This is a genomic window from Streptomyces sp. SID13666, from assembly GCF_010548325.1.
GTDB lineage: Bacteria > Actinomycetota > Actinomycetes > Streptomycetales > Streptomycetaceae > Actinacidiphila > Actinacidiphila fildesensis.
Genome location: NZ_JAAGLX010000003.1, coordinates 90,065 through 105,279, shown reverse-complemented (window position 1 = coordinate 105,279; position 15,215 = coordinate 90,065). Strand labels below are relative to the sequence as shown.

General features: G+C 69.3%; 11 protein-coding genes. 6 read left to right on the top strand and 5 right to left on the bottom strand.

Annotated elements, in window-relative coordinates; genetic code table 11:
• The first annotated feature begins 10 nt into the window (after window positions 1-10).
• From G3I60_RS07530 to G3I60_RS07520, 3 genes are all read left to right on the top strand, one after another.
• Complete coding sequence (locus G3I60_RS07530) at window positions 11-973, top strand: carbohydrate ABC transporter permease (RefSeq protein ID WP_164293457.1); 963 nt, start codon at window positions 11-13, stop codon at window positions 971-973.
• Complete coding sequence (locus G3I60_RS07525; protein WP_138354240.1) at window positions 970-1,899, top strand: carbohydrate ABC transporter permease; 930 nt, start codon at window positions 970-972, stop codon at window positions 1,897-1,899. The genes G3I60_RS07530 and G3I60_RS07525 overlap by 4 nt, the downstream gene beginning before the upstream one ends.
• A gap of 73 nt (window positions 1,900-1,972) precedes the next feature.
• Window positions 1,973-3,403 carry a GH1 family beta-glucosidase gene (locus G3I60_RS07520; RefSeq protein ID WP_164293458.1) on the top strand — a complete coding sequence of 477 codons (1,431 nt, stop codon included), beginning with the start codon at window positions 1,973-1,975 and terminating at the stop codon, window positions 3,401-3,403.
• 25 nt (window positions 3,404-3,428) lie between these two features.
• On the opposite strand, the gene G3I60_RS07515 is transcribed toward G3I60_RS07520, so the two are convergent.
• Window positions 3,429-4,682, bottom strand: a complete 1,254-nt coding sequence (locus G3I60_RS07515; RefSeq protein ID WP_164293459.1) for a phosphodiester glycosidase family protein — start codon at window positions 4,680-4,682, stop codon at window positions 3,429-3,431.
• Window positions 4,683-5,000: 318 nt separating this feature from the next.
• On the opposite strand from G3I60_RS07515, the gene G3I60_RS07510 reads away from it, so the two are divergent.
• A complete protein-coding gene (locus tag G3I60_RS07510; protein WP_138354237.1) occupies window positions 5,001-5,780 on the top strand; it encodes a DUF6227 family protein in 780 nt (259 codons plus the stop codon).
• Window positions 5,781-5,804: 24 nt separating this feature from the next.
• Here the strand turns inward: G3I60_RS07510 and G3I60_RS07505 are convergent, their stop codons facing one another.
• Together G3I60_RS07505 and G3I60_RS07500 are read right to left on the bottom strand one after the other, a co-directional pair.
• Complete coding sequence (locus tag G3I60_RS07505; RefSeq protein ID WP_164293460.1) at window positions 5,805-6,305, bottom strand: cupin domain-containing protein; 501 nt, start codon at window positions 6,303-6,305, stop codon at window positions 5,805-5,807.
• A gap of 158 nt (window positions 6,306-6,463) precedes the next feature.
• Window positions 6,464-10,423 carry a discoidin domain-containing protein gene (locus G3I60_RS07500; protein ID WP_164293545.1) on the bottom strand — a complete coding sequence of 1,320 codons (3,960 nt, stop codon included), beginning with the start codon at window positions 10,421-10,423 and terminating at the stop codon, window positions 6,464-6,466.
• Window positions 10,424-10,895: 472 nt separating this feature from the next.
• Here G3I60_RS07500 and G3I60_RS07495 point away from each other — a divergent pair, with 472 nt between their 5' ends.
• Window positions 10,896-12,581: a discoidin domain-containing protein gene (locus G3I60_RS07495; protein WP_164293461.1), complete on the top strand. Its 1,686-nt coding sequence runs from the start codon at window positions 10,896-10,898 to the stop codon at window positions 12,579-12,581.
• A gap of 86 nt (window positions 12,582-12,667) precedes the next feature.
• On the opposite strand, the gene G3I60_RS07490 is transcribed toward G3I60_RS07495, so the two are convergent.
• Complete coding sequence (locus tag G3I60_RS07490) at window positions 12,668-13,414, bottom strand: SRPBCC domain-containing protein (protein WP_164293462.1); 747 nt, start codon at window positions 13,412-13,414, stop codon at window positions 12,668-12,670.
• Between the two features lie 27 nt (window positions 13,415-13,441).
• On the bottom strand, window positions 13,442-14,101 hold the full coding sequence (locus G3I60_RS07485) for a helix-turn-helix domain-containing protein (RefSeq protein ID WP_138354233.1): 660 nt from the start codon (window positions 14,099-14,101) through the stop codon (window positions 13,442-13,444).
• A gap of 105 nt (window positions 14,102-14,206) precedes the next feature.
• Here G3I60_RS07485 and G3I60_RS07480 point away from each other — a divergent pair, with 105 nt between their 5' ends.
• A complete protein-coding gene (locus tag G3I60_RS07480; RefSeq protein WP_164606914.1) occupies window positions 14,207-15,115 on the top strand; it encodes a LysR family transcriptional regulator in 909 nt (302 codons plus the stop codon).
• Window positions 15,116-15,215 lie beyond the last annotated feature (100 nt).

Genomic DNA, 15,215 nt, shown 5'->3' with positions numbered 1-15,215 from the left:
GGCCTGGCACATGACCGTGTCCGTCGATACGCCGCCCGCCCGGACGGCACCCCCGCCACGGCCCCGCGCCGAGCGTCGCACCCGGCTGCTGCGCCGGGTGTCGCCGTATGCCTACATAGCCCCGTTCTTCACCCTCTTCGCCGCCTTCGGGCTCTTCCCGCTGATCTACACCGCGTATGTCTCGCTGTACCGGGTCGAGCTGCAGACCCCGGACCAGATGGAGTGGCGCGGCCTCGACAACTACACCGCGCTGCTGAGCGACAGCTACTTCTGGACCGCGCTGCGCAACACCTTCAGCATCGGCGTCCTCTCCACCGTGCCCCAGCTGCTGATGGCCCTCGGGCTGGCCCATCTCCTCAACTACAAGCTGCGCGGCAGGACGTTCCTGCGGGTCGCGGTGCTGCTGCCGTACGCGACCTCCGTCGCGGCGGCGACCCTGGTCTTCGCCCAGCTCTTCGGCCGTGACTTCGGCCTGATCAACTGGGTTCTCGGGCTGGTCGGCCTCTCCCCGGTCGACTGGCAGTCCGGCACGGTGGCCTCGCAGATCGCCGTGTCCACCATCGTCACCTGGCGCTGGACCGGCTACAACGCGCTCATCTATCTCGCGGGCATGCAGTCCATCCCCGGTGAGCTGTACGAGGCCGCGCAGATCGACGGGGCGTCGCGCTGGCGGCAGTTCCTGCATGTGACGCTGCCCGGCCTGCGTCCGACCATCCTGTTCACCGTCGTCGTCTCGACGATCGGCGCGACGCAGCTGTTCGGCGAGCCGCTGCTGTTCGAGGGCAGCATCTCCGGCGGTATCTCGCACCAGTACCAGACGCTCGGCCTCTACATGTACGAGCAGGGCTGGGGCTACTTCCACCTCGGCCGCGCCGCCGCCATCGCCTGGATCATGTTCGTCCTCATCCTGCTGCTGGTCAGCGTCAACGCCGCCGTCGCCCGCCGGCGCACCCGTAAGGAGGCCGTCCGATGACCTCACTCGCCGCACCCGCGCGCCGACCGGGCCCCGAGGACGACAAGGACCGCCCGGCCGCCGGACGGCGCGGACACGCACGGCGCCACCGGTCCACCGGCGCCGGCCGCCAGCACCACGCGGGCCGGCTCGCCTACGCGATCCTCATCGTCGCCGCGCTGCTGTCGGCCTTCCCGTTCTACTGGACCATCGTCGCGGCGACCCGGTCCAACGCCGAACTGGCCCAGAGCCCGCCCTCGTTGCTGCCGGGGCCGAACCTGATGCACAACTTCCAGCAGGTGCTGGACCAGGCGGACATCGGCAAGGCGCTGCTCAACTCCTTCATCGTGTCCGGCTCGGTGACCATCGGGACCGTGCTGTGCTCCACGCTCGCCGGTTTCGCCTTCGCCAAGCTGCGCTTCCGGGGCCGCAACCCACTGCTCGCCATCACCGTCGGCACGATGATGATCCCGCCGCAGCTGGGCGTCATCCCGCTGTTCATGCTGATCGCCAAGTTGCACTGGATCAACCAGCTGCAGGCGGTGATCCTGCCCGGCCTCGTCTCGGCCTTCGGGGTGTTCTTCATGCGGCAGTACCTGGTGCAGGCGCTGCCGGACGAGCTCATCGAGGCCGGCCGGGTGGACGGCGCGTCCACCGCGCGGATCTTCTGGAGCATCGTCGTGCCCATCGCCCGGCCCGGGATGGCGGTGCTCGGCATGCTGACCTTCATGGCCTCCTGGAACGAGTTCTTCTGGCCGGTCATCGCCCTCACCTCCCAGGAACCCACCGTGCAGGTCGCGCTGCGCCAGCTGGGCGGCGGCTATGTGCACGACCAGTCGGTGATCATGGCCGGCACGCTGCTCGGAACCCTCCCCGTACTGCTGGTCTTCGGGCTGCTGGGACGGCAGATCGTCGGCGGCATCATGCACGGCGCCGTCAAGGGGTGAGCCGCCCGCCGCCCCGCCCTCCGCTCCGTGCCACCACCCCGAATCCTTACGACCGTGTTGGGAGTTTTTCCTGATGACCGCCATCGACGCGCGCCCGGAAGCCGCCACCGCCCTCACTTTCCCTCCGGGTTTCCGATGGGGCGCCGCCACCGCCGCCTACCAGATCGAAGGCGCGGCCCGGGAGGACGGCCGTACCCCGTCCATCTGGGACACCTTCAGCCACACCCCCGGCAAGGTCCGCAACGGCGACACCGGTGACATCGCCGCCGACCACTTCCACCGGATGCCGGAGGACGTCGCCCTGATGTCCGGCCTCGGCCTGACCGACTACCGGCTGTCGGTGTCCTGGCCGCGCGTCCAGCCCACCGGGCGCGGCCCCGCCCTGCAGAAGGGCCTGGACTTCTACCGCTCCCTCGTCGACGAGCTGCTGGGCAAGGGCATCCGGCCCGTCCTGACGCTCTACCACTGGGACCTGCCGCAGGAGCTGGAGGACGCGGGCGGCTGGCCGGTCCGCGAGACCGCCGAGCGGTTCGCCGACTACACGGCGATCGTCGCCGGCGCCCTCGGCGACCGGGTACCGACCTGGACGACCCTCAACGAGCCCTGGTGCAGCGCCTTCCTGGGGTACGCGGAGGGCGTGCACGCGCCCGGCCGCGCCGAGCCCACCGACGCGCTGCGCGCCGCGCACCACCTGAACCTCGCGCACGGCCGGGCCGTCGGAGTGCTGCGGGACCTGCTGCCGTCGACGGCGGAGGTCTCCCTCACGCTCAACCTCGCCGCGGTCCGGCCGCTGACCCGGTCGGCGGCCGACCTGGACGCGGCGCGCCGTATCGACGCGCTCGCCAACCGGGTCTTCCTCGACCCGGTGTTCCACGGCAGCTACCCCCAGGACCTGCTCGACGACACGGCCGCGCTCACCGACTGGCACTTCGTCCGCGACGGTGACCTCGCCGCGATCTCCCGGCCGCTCGACTCGCTCGGCCTGAACTACTACACCCCCACCGTCGTCGCCGCAGGCACCAGCGCCATCCCGTCGGCCTGGCCGGGGGCCGAGAAGCACGCCCGGTTCGTGGCCGCTCCCGGCCCGCGCACCGCGATGGACTGGCCGGTGGACGCGGGCGGGCTGCACGAGATCCTCACGCGGCTGCGCGCCGAACTGCCCGACGTGCCCATCCTCATCACGGAGAACGGCGCCGCGTACGACGACTACCGGGACCCGTCGGGCGACGTCCACGACCCGGAGCGCATCTCCTACCTGCGTGCCCACCTCGCCGCTGTCCACCGGGCCATCGCCGAAGGCGCGGACATCCGCGGCTTCTTCCTCTGGTCGCTGCTGGACAACTTCGAATGGGCGTACGGATACAGCAAGCGTTTCGGCATGGTTCACGTCGACTTCGCCAGCCAGCAGCGCACCCTGAAGGACAGCGCGCGATGGTATGCCGAGGTCATCCGCGCCGGCGGGCTGCCGGCCGACGGGGACGAGGAGGCACCGGCAGCCCGGTGACGCGGGGCGCGCGGGACGGCGTGAGTTACCTGCCGTAGACGGCCACGAAGTCGCGCGTCGCCTTGACGTAGTAGCGGTCCGCCGGGTTCTCGAAGTCGAGGAGATTGGTGGGGGTGGGGTTGGCCGGGTTGCGGCTGCCGTTGTAGGCCATGAAGGAGGGCCAGGCGCGGTTCATGTCCAGCGGCATGGCACGGACCGCGCCGGCCCGTTGCATCAGATCCGCCAGCGTGCGGGCGGTCAGCGCCTGTCCGACGACCATGATGATGTCGCCCGAGGAGGTGACCCCCACACCGGACCGCTCCACGTACATCCTGCTCTGGTCGGTGACGCCCCACTTGGAGTCGTTGCCGATGTCCGGTACGACCTGGCCGCTGTCGACCATCAGCTCCAGGCACTGCCGGACGCCGACGACATCCGGAGTCATGGAGACATCGCGGCCCCACACACCGATCCTGATGGAGCCGTCGCGGTAGAAGACCTCGGAGGCGGCGCCGTCCCGCAGTTCGCCGGCGGTCCGGCCGTTGAGGTAGAAGCCGCCGTTCGACCCGCCGTCGGTGACCCGGAAACCACCGTTCCAGGTCGCGACGAGTCCGGTGCGCTGGCCAGGGGGAATGGTCGGCGGAACGGAGAAGGTCCCGCCCGGCTCGCGGAAGCCCGGGTGGAGCTGGAAGCGCGCGTGCTTCGCGCTGATCCAGGCGATCGCCGCCTGGTACGAGGTGTGGGCGTCGTCGGGGCGGACATACGTCGCCTGCACGATCGGCAGCCCGTGGGAGCTGGCCACCGCGCGCCAGACGCCCTCGCCCGGCAGCCCGGGGCTGACGACGGGCTCCATCGGCTCGCGCAGCGGCAGCCCTGGTTGATGGGCGGTCGCGGGAGTGGTCGCCTTCATACGGGCCAGCGCGTCGGGCGGCAGCGTGCCGCCGACCTCCGGTGGGTCGAGCTGGTACTGGAGGTCCTCCAGCTTGTCGACCACCACGCCCATCCGGTGGTCGCGGCTCCATTCGGCGAGCCGCGCCATCACGCTGTCCTTGCCCGGGTAGGTGAGGGCCTGCCCCACCGACCAGCCCACCGTGCCGACACACACCAGCCCGACGGCGAGGCTGCCCCGGGTGACGGCCTGTCTCCGGCGCAGTTGGGCGGGCGTCAGATCCCGCTTGTGCTTCCACGGCAGCAGACGCCGTCGGCGGGCACCGTTCGCGGCCACGTCGTCACCGGCGATGTCACCGTGCTCCGTCGTTTCGTGAAGGTCCGTGATCTGTCCGCCCGCCCCTTGCGTCATGACGCTCCTTCTCCCGGCCGTTCCGTGCGGATCGCGTCACGCCGGAACGGTCACGTTATGAGTAACTTAATACGCTTTAACCTTTCGCTGGTCGGCCTAACCGCAACGGCGGGGAGAAACACCCGCCCGCCTGCGACGGCCCACGATCGGCCCAGTAACGAGGGGCGCTGACCCGGCGTCATGCGGTGGGCACCGCGCGCCCTGACCGCGACCTTCTCCGGAGTGGGTACGAACATCGCACAACCACTGGCACAGAGTGTGTATGGACCACTACTCTGAGCGCCTGAACGGCAGGGACGTGATCATCAAGAGGGCCACATGACCTACCCGGAACCCACCATGCCGCGAGACGACTTCAACGACCGGACCCCGTCCGACCACCTCGACGGGTTACTGGCCCGCGCGGGCCGGCCGGCACCGGTCACCGCGGCACTGCTCGCACGGCTGCGCACCGCCATCGTGCACCGCACCGAGCTGGTCTCGAACCGCTGCAGCAGGGAGCCCGGCCGGCTGCTCAGCCGCCGCACCCTGCGGCATGTCTTCCTGCTGCCGGACGGCACGACGCCGGTCCTCTGGGAGCTGGAGCACGACACCGGCCCCCGCGAACACCTGGTCCACGAGGTGTTCGCGGACGAGCCGGCACTGCTCTCGGCCGAGCTGGCGGTGGACATCCGGTTCGGCGACCTGGAGCACAGCCGTGCTCTCGGGGACCCGCCGGAGAGCCGGTTCGACCTGCACTTCACACCCTCCGCCACACGCCGCCGGCGGAGGTACGAGGCGGCCGACTCCGCCGACCACGCGGTGCGGCTGCTGCGCCGGGCGGTCAACCCCGACCTCCCCGGCGAAACGGTCCGCCTGCGGGTGCTCTCCGCCGTCGGCCACGACATAGCGTTCGCGGGCAACAACAGCAGGATGATCGAAGAGCGCTGCGCCGGCTGGACCCTGTACGAGCACGCGTTCCTGCTCCCGGGCGGCGAGGAGATCAGCCTCTGGGAGGTGGACCACTCCATGACGCCGGACCGGCACCCCGTCTGCGAGGTCTACGACCGCAGGGACACGGCCCGCGACTCGGCGGAACGGCGCCTCGAATCGCTCTGATCCCACCGAAGGGCCGGACAGTCCCTAGCGGGTGGGCTCGTCCTCGTCGACGAAGAAACTGTCGTGCCGGACCAGGAAGTCCGCGAACTCCTGGCCGCCGCGCTGCGCCATCTCCGCGACCCGCTCGAAGTACTCCTCGCGCGGAGCGCCGGGGGAGAAGAGCAGCAGCATGGACGAGGGCTCGTCGGAGTCGTTCTTGAACGCGTGCAGCCCGCCGACCGGGACGTACAGGAAGTCACCGGCGCCGGCCGTGATCCATTTCTCGCCGTTGTACAGGCCCACTTCGCCGGAGAGCACGAAGAAGGACTCCGAGATCGACTTGTGGAAGTGAGTCTTCGGGCCGGGCGACTTCGGGCCCATGTCCACCTTGTAGAGCCCGAACTCACCCCCCGTGGTGGCGTGCGTCGCGAGGTAGTGGGTGCGGTTCCCCGAGGCCGAGGTCAGTTCCGCCTCGGTGTCCGAGGGCCGGAACACCGCGTTGATCTCACCCTTGTCCCCGAGGTAGCGGGGCTCCGGGTACGACATGGTCAGCTCCTTCGAGAGTGGATCACAGCATTGTCACCCCGGAGTCCGCAGCTCCGGGGCCGGATCGCCGCAACATCCCCACCCGCACACACGAGTGCCGCCGGGAGCGGTCAGGTCTCCCGGCGGCACTCGCGTCCAGCTGACTGGCTCTCTGCTCCTTACGGGTTCTGGACGATGGTGAAGGTCGAGGTGGTGTTCTTGATGTTCTGGAAGTTGTCGCTCATCCGGAGGTTGTTGAAGGTGACGGTGCCGACGGCCGGGCCCTGGCCGGGCTCGGGCAGTTCGTTGGCCCAGATGCCGTAGCCGGACTTGGCGTCGAAGGCGTCGCCGCTCTTGTGGGCGCCGGTGATGGAGATGTTGGTGAAGATGGTGTCCTTCACCGGGAACTGCGGCTGTCCGCCGACATAGTTCGTCTGGAACATGATGCCGCTGTAGGTCGGATCCACGATGTCCACATCACTGACGCGGATGCCCTGGAAGATCTTCGAGGCCGAGAAGACCCAGATGGCCGGGAAGACCTGACTGCCCCAGAAGTGCCCGCCGGCCCGCACGATCGAGATGTTCTGCAGGTTGGTCGGGTCGGTGCCGAAGCCGTTCATCGGGTAGCCGAAGTCCAGCGAGCTGATCGTGATGCCCGAGTAGACCAGGGTGTCGGCGATATAGATGTTCCGGAAGGTGTTGGCGAAGCCGCCGTAGACCGCGACACCGGCGGCGCGCCAGGTCAGGATCGACGTCAGGTTCTCGAAGACGTTGTTCTTCTCGTCCGCCCCGCCGGCGTCGATGGCGGAGAAGAGCGCGAAGCTGTCGTCGCCCGTCGACCTGGCCTCGATGTTGTTGAGGTGGTTGTCCGTGCTGCCGTTCGTCATGTTGATGCCGTCGGCGAACGTGTCACGGATACGACTGTTCGTGATGGAGATGTTGTCGGTGTTGGCGCCCCAGTACAGGCACACCGTGTGCTCGTTCCAGACGTTGTCGATGGAGATGCTGGCGACGTTGGAGAAGTCGAACACCTTGCCCGGGCCGTCGATCCGCGACGTGTAGTTCCCGAAGTAGGCGAAGCCCGAGAACGAGGAGCCGTTCGCGGAGGCCTCCGCCCGGAAACCGATGTCGGTGTTGGCCTGGGTCGAGGGCGCGTTGAACCGGGTGAACCAGGGACCGGCGCCGACCACCTTCACGGCCTTGCCGTACACCTGGAACTTGCTGGCCGTCTGGTACTCGCCCGGGGGCAGGTAGACGCCGACCAGGGTGCCCGTGGTGTCCATCCGGACCTTGTCGAGCGCGTTCTGGACGTCCTGATGCGTGACGCCCGCCGGCACCGTGTACTTGGCGGGGTCCGGGTTGGCGATCGCGGTGGCCTGCTCGAGGTTGATGAAGTCGATCGCGTAGGTGGTGGTGTTGGCGGCATCCTTCTGGAGCTTGATCTTCGCTCCGGCCGGGACGGTCGTCCCGAGCATGATGTTGGCCTCGTCGTAGATGTGCCGCGGGCCGCCGGCGCCGGGCGAGTTGCCGGGACCGGCCTCTTTGCCGTACAGCCAGGCGTACTTGGACGTCAGGTCGATGGCCTTGAGGAAGCTGCCGTTGACGTAGATGTCCAGGGTGGAGTTGATGCCGTCGCCGCCCGCGGCGTCCGGGATGGAGAACCGGGTGACCAGGGTGTTGGTGCTGGCCTTGGTGGTGAACTCGACGGATGAGCCGGTCGAGTTCAGGGTGACGGCCTTGCGGCCGGACGCCTCGCCGGCCACGTCGCCGACGGTCCGGTTCGGTCCGACGACTGCCGCGCCGCCACCGAGGACGCCGTCCTCGGCCTCGTACATGTCGTACGGCATGTTGGCGCCGCGTCCGACGAACAGCGACTGGGTGCTGGTGTTGTTGGCCTGTTTGACCGGCAGCTCGTTGGCGTCGTTGGCCAGGACGGTCTTGACGCTGTACTTGCCGTTGCCGGCCGTCCAGGTGCCCAGGCTGACCGGGCTCGCCGTGGCGCCGGCCGCGATCGCCCCGTTGTACGCCCCGGTCAGCGTCTTGACGACGGATCCGGACGTGGTGTCGGTGACCGTCAGGGTGATGCCGTGGGCGCCGCTCGTGGAGGCCACGGTGCCCTGGTTCTTGATGGCCACGGAGAAGGTCACCGTGTTGCCGGCCGCCGGGTTGCCCGGGGTCCAGCTGACGGGCGACGCGATCAGGTCGGAGCTGGCCACCGGGGTGACGACCAGCGGGCCAGGGCTGCTGAAGCTGTTGTTCGCCTCGTTCTGCTCGATGACGGCGTTGGCCTCGTCGACCTTGGCGCTCAGCGGGTAGGAGCCCGCGTTGCGTACGCCGATGTTGGCGGAGACGGTGGCGGACGCCCCGGCCGCGAGTGCGGCCACCGGCGCGGTGCTGGCGAGCGTGGTGCCGAGGTAGAGGTTGACGTTGGTCGCGCCGGCGGCCGCGGGGCCGATGTTCTTGACCGTCGCGGACAGCGTGATCGGGTCCGTCTCGACCGGCGAGGCGGGCGAGGCGGTGAGCGCGGACACCGTCAGGTCCGGGTTGGGAGCCGGCGTGCCGATCACCTGGAATTCGGCGGCCTGGCCGCCGCCCGCGCCGGAGTTGGATGTGATCTTGAGCTGGACGTCCGCGACCCGTCCGCCGACCGGGATCGTCACCGTGTTGCCCGAGGCCGGGTTGAACGTGTAAACGGTCGGTGAGGTCAGGCTGGTGAAGGTCGAGGAGCTCTGCTCACGTCCGAGGACCTGGATGGTCTGGGTGCGCGTCGACCAGGCGCCGTCGGGGTTGAGCTTCACCACGACCGAGTTGACGTCGGCGTTGGAGCCCAGTGCGACGGTCAGCGTGTTCGGGTAGCTGCCGCCGTTCGCCTCCCAGTAGGTCGCCACGTTGTTGTCGTTCGCGTTCGTGGCGACGAAGTTCTGGATGGTGGACGAGGCGGTGATGTCCTTGCCGACCGCCAGGTTCGAGCCGCCGCCACCGGTCCCCGTGCGGGTGACGGTGTTGCTGTTGCCGGACTCGTTGCCGGCCGCGTCCTTGGCCTTGACGTAGTAGGCCACGGTCGCGGAGTCGGGCTGGCTGTCGGTGTAGGTGAGTACGTTTCCGGCCACGCTGGTGCGCAGCACGTTGTTGGCGTACACGTCGTAGCCGGTGACGCCGACGTTGTCCGTCGAGGCGTTCCAGGTCAGCTTGATCTGGCCGGACGCCGGCTGTGTGCAGGCCAGGCCCGTCGGCGCGGTCGGCGCCTGGGTGTCACCCGTCGTCGGTCCGTACAGCTCGAACTCGGACAGCTGGGCCGCGGGCCAGGCGGTGTTGGCGGTGATGTTCAGCCGTACGTACCGGGTGTTGATCGTGTTGAAGTCGACCGTCACGGTGTTACCGGCGGACGGATTGAAGACATAGCCCTTGGACGCGGCGATGTCGGTGAAGGACGAGCCGTTGGTGCTGCCCTGGACCGACAGCGTCTGGGTCCTGGTCTCCCACCCGGCCGGCAGCTTCAGCACCAGCTGGTTCACGCCGACGGTGGCGCCCAGGTCGGCCTGGATCCACTGCGGGAAGGCGTTGTTGTTGCTCTCCCAGTAGCTGGCCTGGTTGCTGTCGTTGGCGTTGCCCGCCACGTAGGGGGAGTTGGAGCTGCTCGCCGTGATGGTCTTGGAGATGGCGAGGTTGACGGTCGAGGCCGCCGCCTCGGAGACCTGCAGTTCGGAGATCTGAGCGGCCGGCTTGGCGGTGTTCGCCGTGACGGCGACGCGGACGAAACGAGTGTTGGCCGCCGGGAACCTGATCTTCACGGCGTTGCCGGAGCCGGGAGCGAAGACGTACTTGGCGGAACTGACGATCGTCTCGTAGCTCGTGCCGTCCGCGCTGCCCTGCACGGCGAGCGTCTGGGTGCGACTCGACCAGCCGGCCGGGACCTTCAGAGTCACCTGGTCAATGGTCCTGCTGCGCCCGAGGTCGACCTGCGCCCACTGCGGGAGGGCGCTGCCGTTGCCCTCCCAGTACGTGGACTGGTCACCGTCGTTGAGGTTTCCGGCCGTGCTGCCGCCGCTGGAGGCGCTGGCCGAGGCCGTCTTCCCCGCCGCCACATTGGGGGCGGCCTCGGCCGCCGCGGCCCGGAGCACCGGCCCGCCGAGAAGCATCAGACTGGCCGCGAGCGAGCCCGCGACCAGCTTGGGTATCCGCTTCGATCTCACTGCGTTCCTCTGTCTCTCGTCCGGAGTGTCAGGAGTGGGGGGCGAGTGAGGCCACGGCCACGCTCTCGCCGTCGAAGTTGCGGAGAATGGTGAGGAATGAACATCACTCTGCAATGAATTTGCGTTGGGTTAGCAGAGTGTTACAGACGTGCTACAGCCACGTCTACGCCCCCGCAAGATCGGCTTGTGGGTGTCCGGAACCGAGTGGTCCGGCAGGGACCGGTGGGGCGGTCGAGGGGTAATCGCTGGACGGAATGCTGCACTCCACCCGTTGCGAGCTGCACGTGGGCCTAATTTGCAGATCTCTTCACATATATTGCTCATCCTGCGTGCTCTATTGCGGCAGTGTTTCGCCGTGGCTACGATCTGCCGCTGACCGGTCAACGGCGCGCAACCGTGCACAACGGGAGGAGTCCACATGGGGATCTCACGCCGGGTGTTCATCGGATCGGTGACGGCGGGAGTCGCCGTCGGCGCCCTTCCGGCCACCGGGACGCTCGGGGCGGCGGCCGTTGCCGCGAGCCCTCCAGGAGACGTGGTCGGGAAGATCACCGTCGGCTATCAGGGCTGGTTCGCCGCCCCCGGTGACGGAGCGCCCATCAACGGCTGGTGGCACTGGAGCCAGAACTGGTCCCAGCCGCCGTCCCCGTCCAACAACGCGATCAGGGCATGGCCCGACATGCGGGACTACACGGGCGCCTACCGGACCGCCTACGGCAACCTCGGCAACGGGCAGCCCGCGACGCTCTTCTCCTCCTACGACCAGCAGACGGTCAACGCCCACTTCCTGTCGATGCGGCAGAACGGCTGTGACACCGCGGCCCTGCAGCGGTTCAACCCGAACGGCGGCGAGGGCGCCACCCGCGACGCGATGGCCGTCAAGGTCAGGGCTGCCGCGGAGGCCAACGACCGCAAGTTCTACGTGATGTACGACGTCAGCGGCTGGGCGAACATGCAGCCGGAGATCAAGGCCGACTGGACCGCCAAGATGTCGGCGCTGACGTCCTCCGCCGCGTACGCGCGGCAGAACGGCAAGCCGGTCGTGGGCATCTGGGGCTTCGGCTTCGCCGACGACAACCACCCCTGGTCCCCGGCGGCCTGCCTCGACGTCGTCAACTGGTTCAAGAGCCAGGGCTGTTACGTCATGGGCGGCGTCCCGACGTACTGGCGGACCGGGGTCAACGACTCAAAGCCCGGGTACCTCGACGTCTACCGCGCCTTCCACATGCTCTCCCCGTGGATGGTGGGCCGGATCGGCAACGCGGGCGACTCCGACCACTTCTACGACCTGTGCACCGTGCCCGACCAGGCCGACTGCAACGCCCACGGCATCGACTACCAACCGTGCGTGCTCCCTGGCGACGTCGGCGGACGGCAGCGGGCGCACGGCGACTTCATGTGGCGGCAGTTCTACAACGTGGTCCGGGCGGGCGCCCAGGGCATCTACATTTCGATGTTCGACGAGTACAACGAGGGCAACCAGATCGCCAAGACGGCCGAGACGTCGGCGACCGTCCCGGTCGGCTCCGGCCTGCTGGGGCTGGACGAGGACGGGACGGCCTGCTCGGCGGACTACTATCTGCGGCTCACGGCCGACGGCGGCAGAATGCTCAAGGGGCAGCTCGCGCTGACCCCGGTCCGCCCGACCGCCCCGGTCACCGGCGGCGGGCCCCCTCCCGTCGACACCAACCTGGCGCTGCACCGGCCGACGTCGGAGAGCAGCCACACGCAGGGCTACGGTTCGGGCAACGCCGTCGACGGTGACGCCAACAGCTACTGGGAGAGCGCCAACAACGCGTTCCCGCAGTGGCTCCAGGTCGATCTCGGTGCCGCGACCGGCGCCAAGCGCGTCGTTCTGTCCGTGCCGCCGGCCACCGCCTGGGGAGCCAGGACCCAGACGCTCTCCGTCCTGGGCAGCACCGACGGTTCGAACTTCGCCACGGTGGCCGGCCCGGCGGGCTACACCTTCGACCCTGCCACCGGCAACAAGGCCACCATCACCTTCGCGGCCACCGCGACCGTCCGCTACCTGCGGCTCGGCTTCACCGCCAACACGGGGTGGCCGGCCGGGCAGGTCGCCGAATTCCAGGTCTACGGGTCCTGAGGGCCGGCTGACGGCTCATCCCGGTTCCAGGTCTACGGGTCCTGAGGGCGGCTGGCGGCTCATTCCGGCGCGTTCACCGGAGGCCGTCAGGCGAACACTCCGTCGATCCAGTTCTGCCAGGCGGCTTCGGTCCCCTTCACGCCCGGTTCGGCGTCGGCGTCATGGCCGGTGCCGAACCGGTGCACCACGACACCGACCGTTCCGCCGAAGGCGTTCCTGCCGAAGAAGCGATAGAGCGAATCGGCGGTGCGCAGGCCGATGAAGTACTGGTTGCGGTAGTCGATCACGGCGTCGACCGCGTCGGGGCCGGGCAGCCCGACCCGTACCGCGGTGCCAGCCGCCGCGTCGTCGGGCAGCCCCAGCGCCCTGCCGAGCACGGTGAACGCGTCCGCCGCACCGGACGCCGTCGGGCCCTCGACCGCGGCGTAGACCGGGGTCAGTCCGGGGAAGTGCTCGAGGTACTGCCGCAGCGTGTGCAGATAGAAGTCCGTGTGCTTGCTGGCGCCGTCGTACTGGTTGTCCCAGTCGTCGACGAAGATGCCGCTGTGCACATAGCGCACCCAGGCGCGGCCGCCCTCACGCGGTTCGATGACGTGGTCCAGCTGATTGAACGTCTGGTTCTCCACGCCCTCCGGGCTCTCCACCCGGCCGGTGAGCCGGTGCGGCGGATCCCAGGCGGTCACGGTGCCGCCGAACGGGGCCGCGCCGCCCTCGCGGTGCTCGTACTCCATCGGCCACAGCCAGCCGGCCGTACCTTCGGTGAGCGCTTCCCAGACCTGCTCGGGGGTCGCCTGGACCTCGAACTCCCGGATGATCTCGAATTCCTTGGACATGGTGACTCCTTGTACGGGTTATGCGGGCTATACGGGCTTGTCGGTGGGGGATGCGGCCGTGGTGCGTTCGTCCGCGGCGGGCAGCGACTCGGCCGGGCCGACCGCCGGCATCTTGACGGTCGGGTGGACGGCGACGACCACACGGTGGTCCCGGCCGCCCTCCGCCGACGCGTCGTGATACTTCAGAACCAGCGCGCCGACTCCGGCCGCCAGTTCCTCGATGAACGCCGCCCGGTCGGCGGCGGAGGCGAAGCGCACCTCGCCGTCCAGCGCGAAGGTCGCGAGCGGCCGGCGAGCCTTGGCCGCGCCCGTGAGCAGCGTGCCGACGTCACGCACCAGGCGCGCGGCGACCGCGAGCAGCCAGCGGGCGGAGAACTGGTCACGGGAGCGGGCCGGATCGGGCTGTACCGCGGCCAGCGCGAGCGGCGAGATCACGTACGACGCCGCCGTCGCGCGCATCATCCGCTCGGTCACATTGCCCTTCCTGCGCTCATCGACCAGCTCGATCAGGCCGTGCCGCTCCAGCGCCTTGAGGTGGTAGTTCACCTTCTGCCGGGGCAGGCCGACCCGGGCCGCAAGCATGGTCGCCGAGGCGGGCTCCATCAGCTCGGCGAGGAGCCGGGCCCTTATCGGCGCAAGCGAGACCTCGGCGGCTGCCGGGTCCTCGATCACTGTCACGTCCAACATGGCTCCAGGCTCTCACCGACAAATATTTTTGTCCAGACGTATCTTCTTGTCGGAGGAGCCCATAAGCCATGAGTCTGGACAGTGCTACTGCTAGCGTTCCGGGTTATGGAACTGCGCCAGCTGGAATACCTCGTGACGGTCACCGAAGAGGCGAGTTTCACCAAGGCCGCGGCCAAGCTCCATGTGGCGCAGCCCGGGGTGAGCGCCCAGATCCGGCAGTTGGAACGGGAGCTGGGACAGGACCTGCTGGACCGTTCCGGCCGCACGGTCCGGCCCACCGACGTGGGCGCCGCGGTGCTGCCGTACGCGCGGGCGGCGCTCGCCGCCGTCGCCGGCGCCCGGCAGGCCGTCGAAGAACTGGCCGGCCTGGTCCGCGGGCATGTCGCGGTCGGCACCGTGACCTCGCTCGGGCAGGCCGTCGACCTGGCCGGGCTGCTGGCCGACTTCCATCGCAGCCACCCCGCGGTGGAGATCGGCCTCATCGAGGACACCTCGGACAACCTGCTCCAGGCGCTGCTCACCGGGCGGCTGGATGTGGCGGTCGTCAGCCTGGCGGGCGAGCTCCCGCCGGGGATCGGGGTGCAGGTCGTCGTCGACGAGCCGTTCGTCGTCGCCGTCGCCCCCGGCGATCCGCTGGCCGCCCGGACCTCGATCACGCTCGACGCCCTCGCCGGCCGTCCCCTGATGTGCCTGCCGCGCGGCGCCGGGCTGCGCACCGTGGTCGACCTCGCCTGTGCGGCGGCGGGCTTCCGGCCGCGGATCGCGTTCGAGGCGGCGGATCCCACCGTCCTCGCGCAGTTCGCCATCCGGGGGCTGGGCGTGGCGATCCTGCCCGAGTCGCTCGCCCGTTCCTACCCGGGTGAACTGCACGCGGTGAACCTGGTCCGGCCGAAACTGCGCGGGCGCCTCGCCCTCGCCTGGCGCGCGGAGGGGCCGTCGGCCTCGGCGGCCCGCGCCCTGGTCCGGCAGGCCCGCGCCGCGCTGCCGGAGCGGACGGAGGATGCTCCGGCCTGAGCCGGCGGAGGATGCTCCCGCCTCGACCTCGTGGCCCATGAGGTGGCCGCCCCCTCTATGCAACTTGTTGCATAATCGGCTCGACTCGTCTAGAACTTGC

Bases quoted from the DNA above. Each gene is read 5' to 3' on its own strand.
- G3I60_RS07530 (WP_164293457.1), top strand. From the start codon at position 11: ATGACCGTGTCCGTCGATACGCCGCCCGCCCGGACGGCACCCCCGCCA.
- G3I60_RS07525 (WP_138354240.1), top strand. From the start codon at position 970: ATGACCTCACTCGCCGCACCCGCGCGCCGACCGGGCCCCGAGGACGAC.
- G3I60_RS07520 (WP_164293458.1), top strand. From the start codon at position 1,973: ATGACCGCCATCGACGCGCGCCCGGAAGCCGCCACCGCCCTCACTTTC.
- G3I60_RS07515 (WP_164293459.1), bottom strand. From the start codon at position 4,682: ATGACGCAAGGGGCGGGCGGACAGATCACGGACCTTCACGAAACGACG.
- G3I60_RS07510 (WP_138354237.1), top strand. From the start codon at position 5,001: ATGACCTACCCGGAACCCACCATGCCGCGAGACGACTTCAACGACCGG.
- G3I60_RS07505 (WP_164293460.1), bottom strand. From the start codon at position 6,305: ATGTCGTACCCGGAGCCCCGCTACCTCGGGGACAAGGGTGAGATCAAC.
- G3I60_RS07500 (WP_164293545.1), bottom strand. From the start codon at position 10,423: ATGCTTCTCGGCGGGCCGGTGCTCCGGGCCGCGGCGGCCGAGGCCGCC.
- G3I60_RS07495 (WP_164293461.1), top strand. From the start codon at position 10,896: ATGGGGATCTCACGCCGGGTGTTCATCGGATCGGTGACGGCGGGAGTC.
- G3I60_RS07490 (WP_164293462.1), bottom strand. From the start codon at position 13,414: ATGTCCAAGGAATTCGAGATCATCCGGGAGTTCGAGGTCCAGGCGACC.
- G3I60_RS07485 (WP_138354233.1), bottom strand. From the start codon at position 14,101: ATGTTGGACGTGACAGTGATCGAGGACCCGGCAGCCGCCGAGGTCTCG.
- G3I60_RS07480 (WP_164606914.1), top strand. From the start codon at position 14,207: ATGGAACTGCGCCAGCTGGAATACCTCGTGACGGTCACCGAAGAGGCG.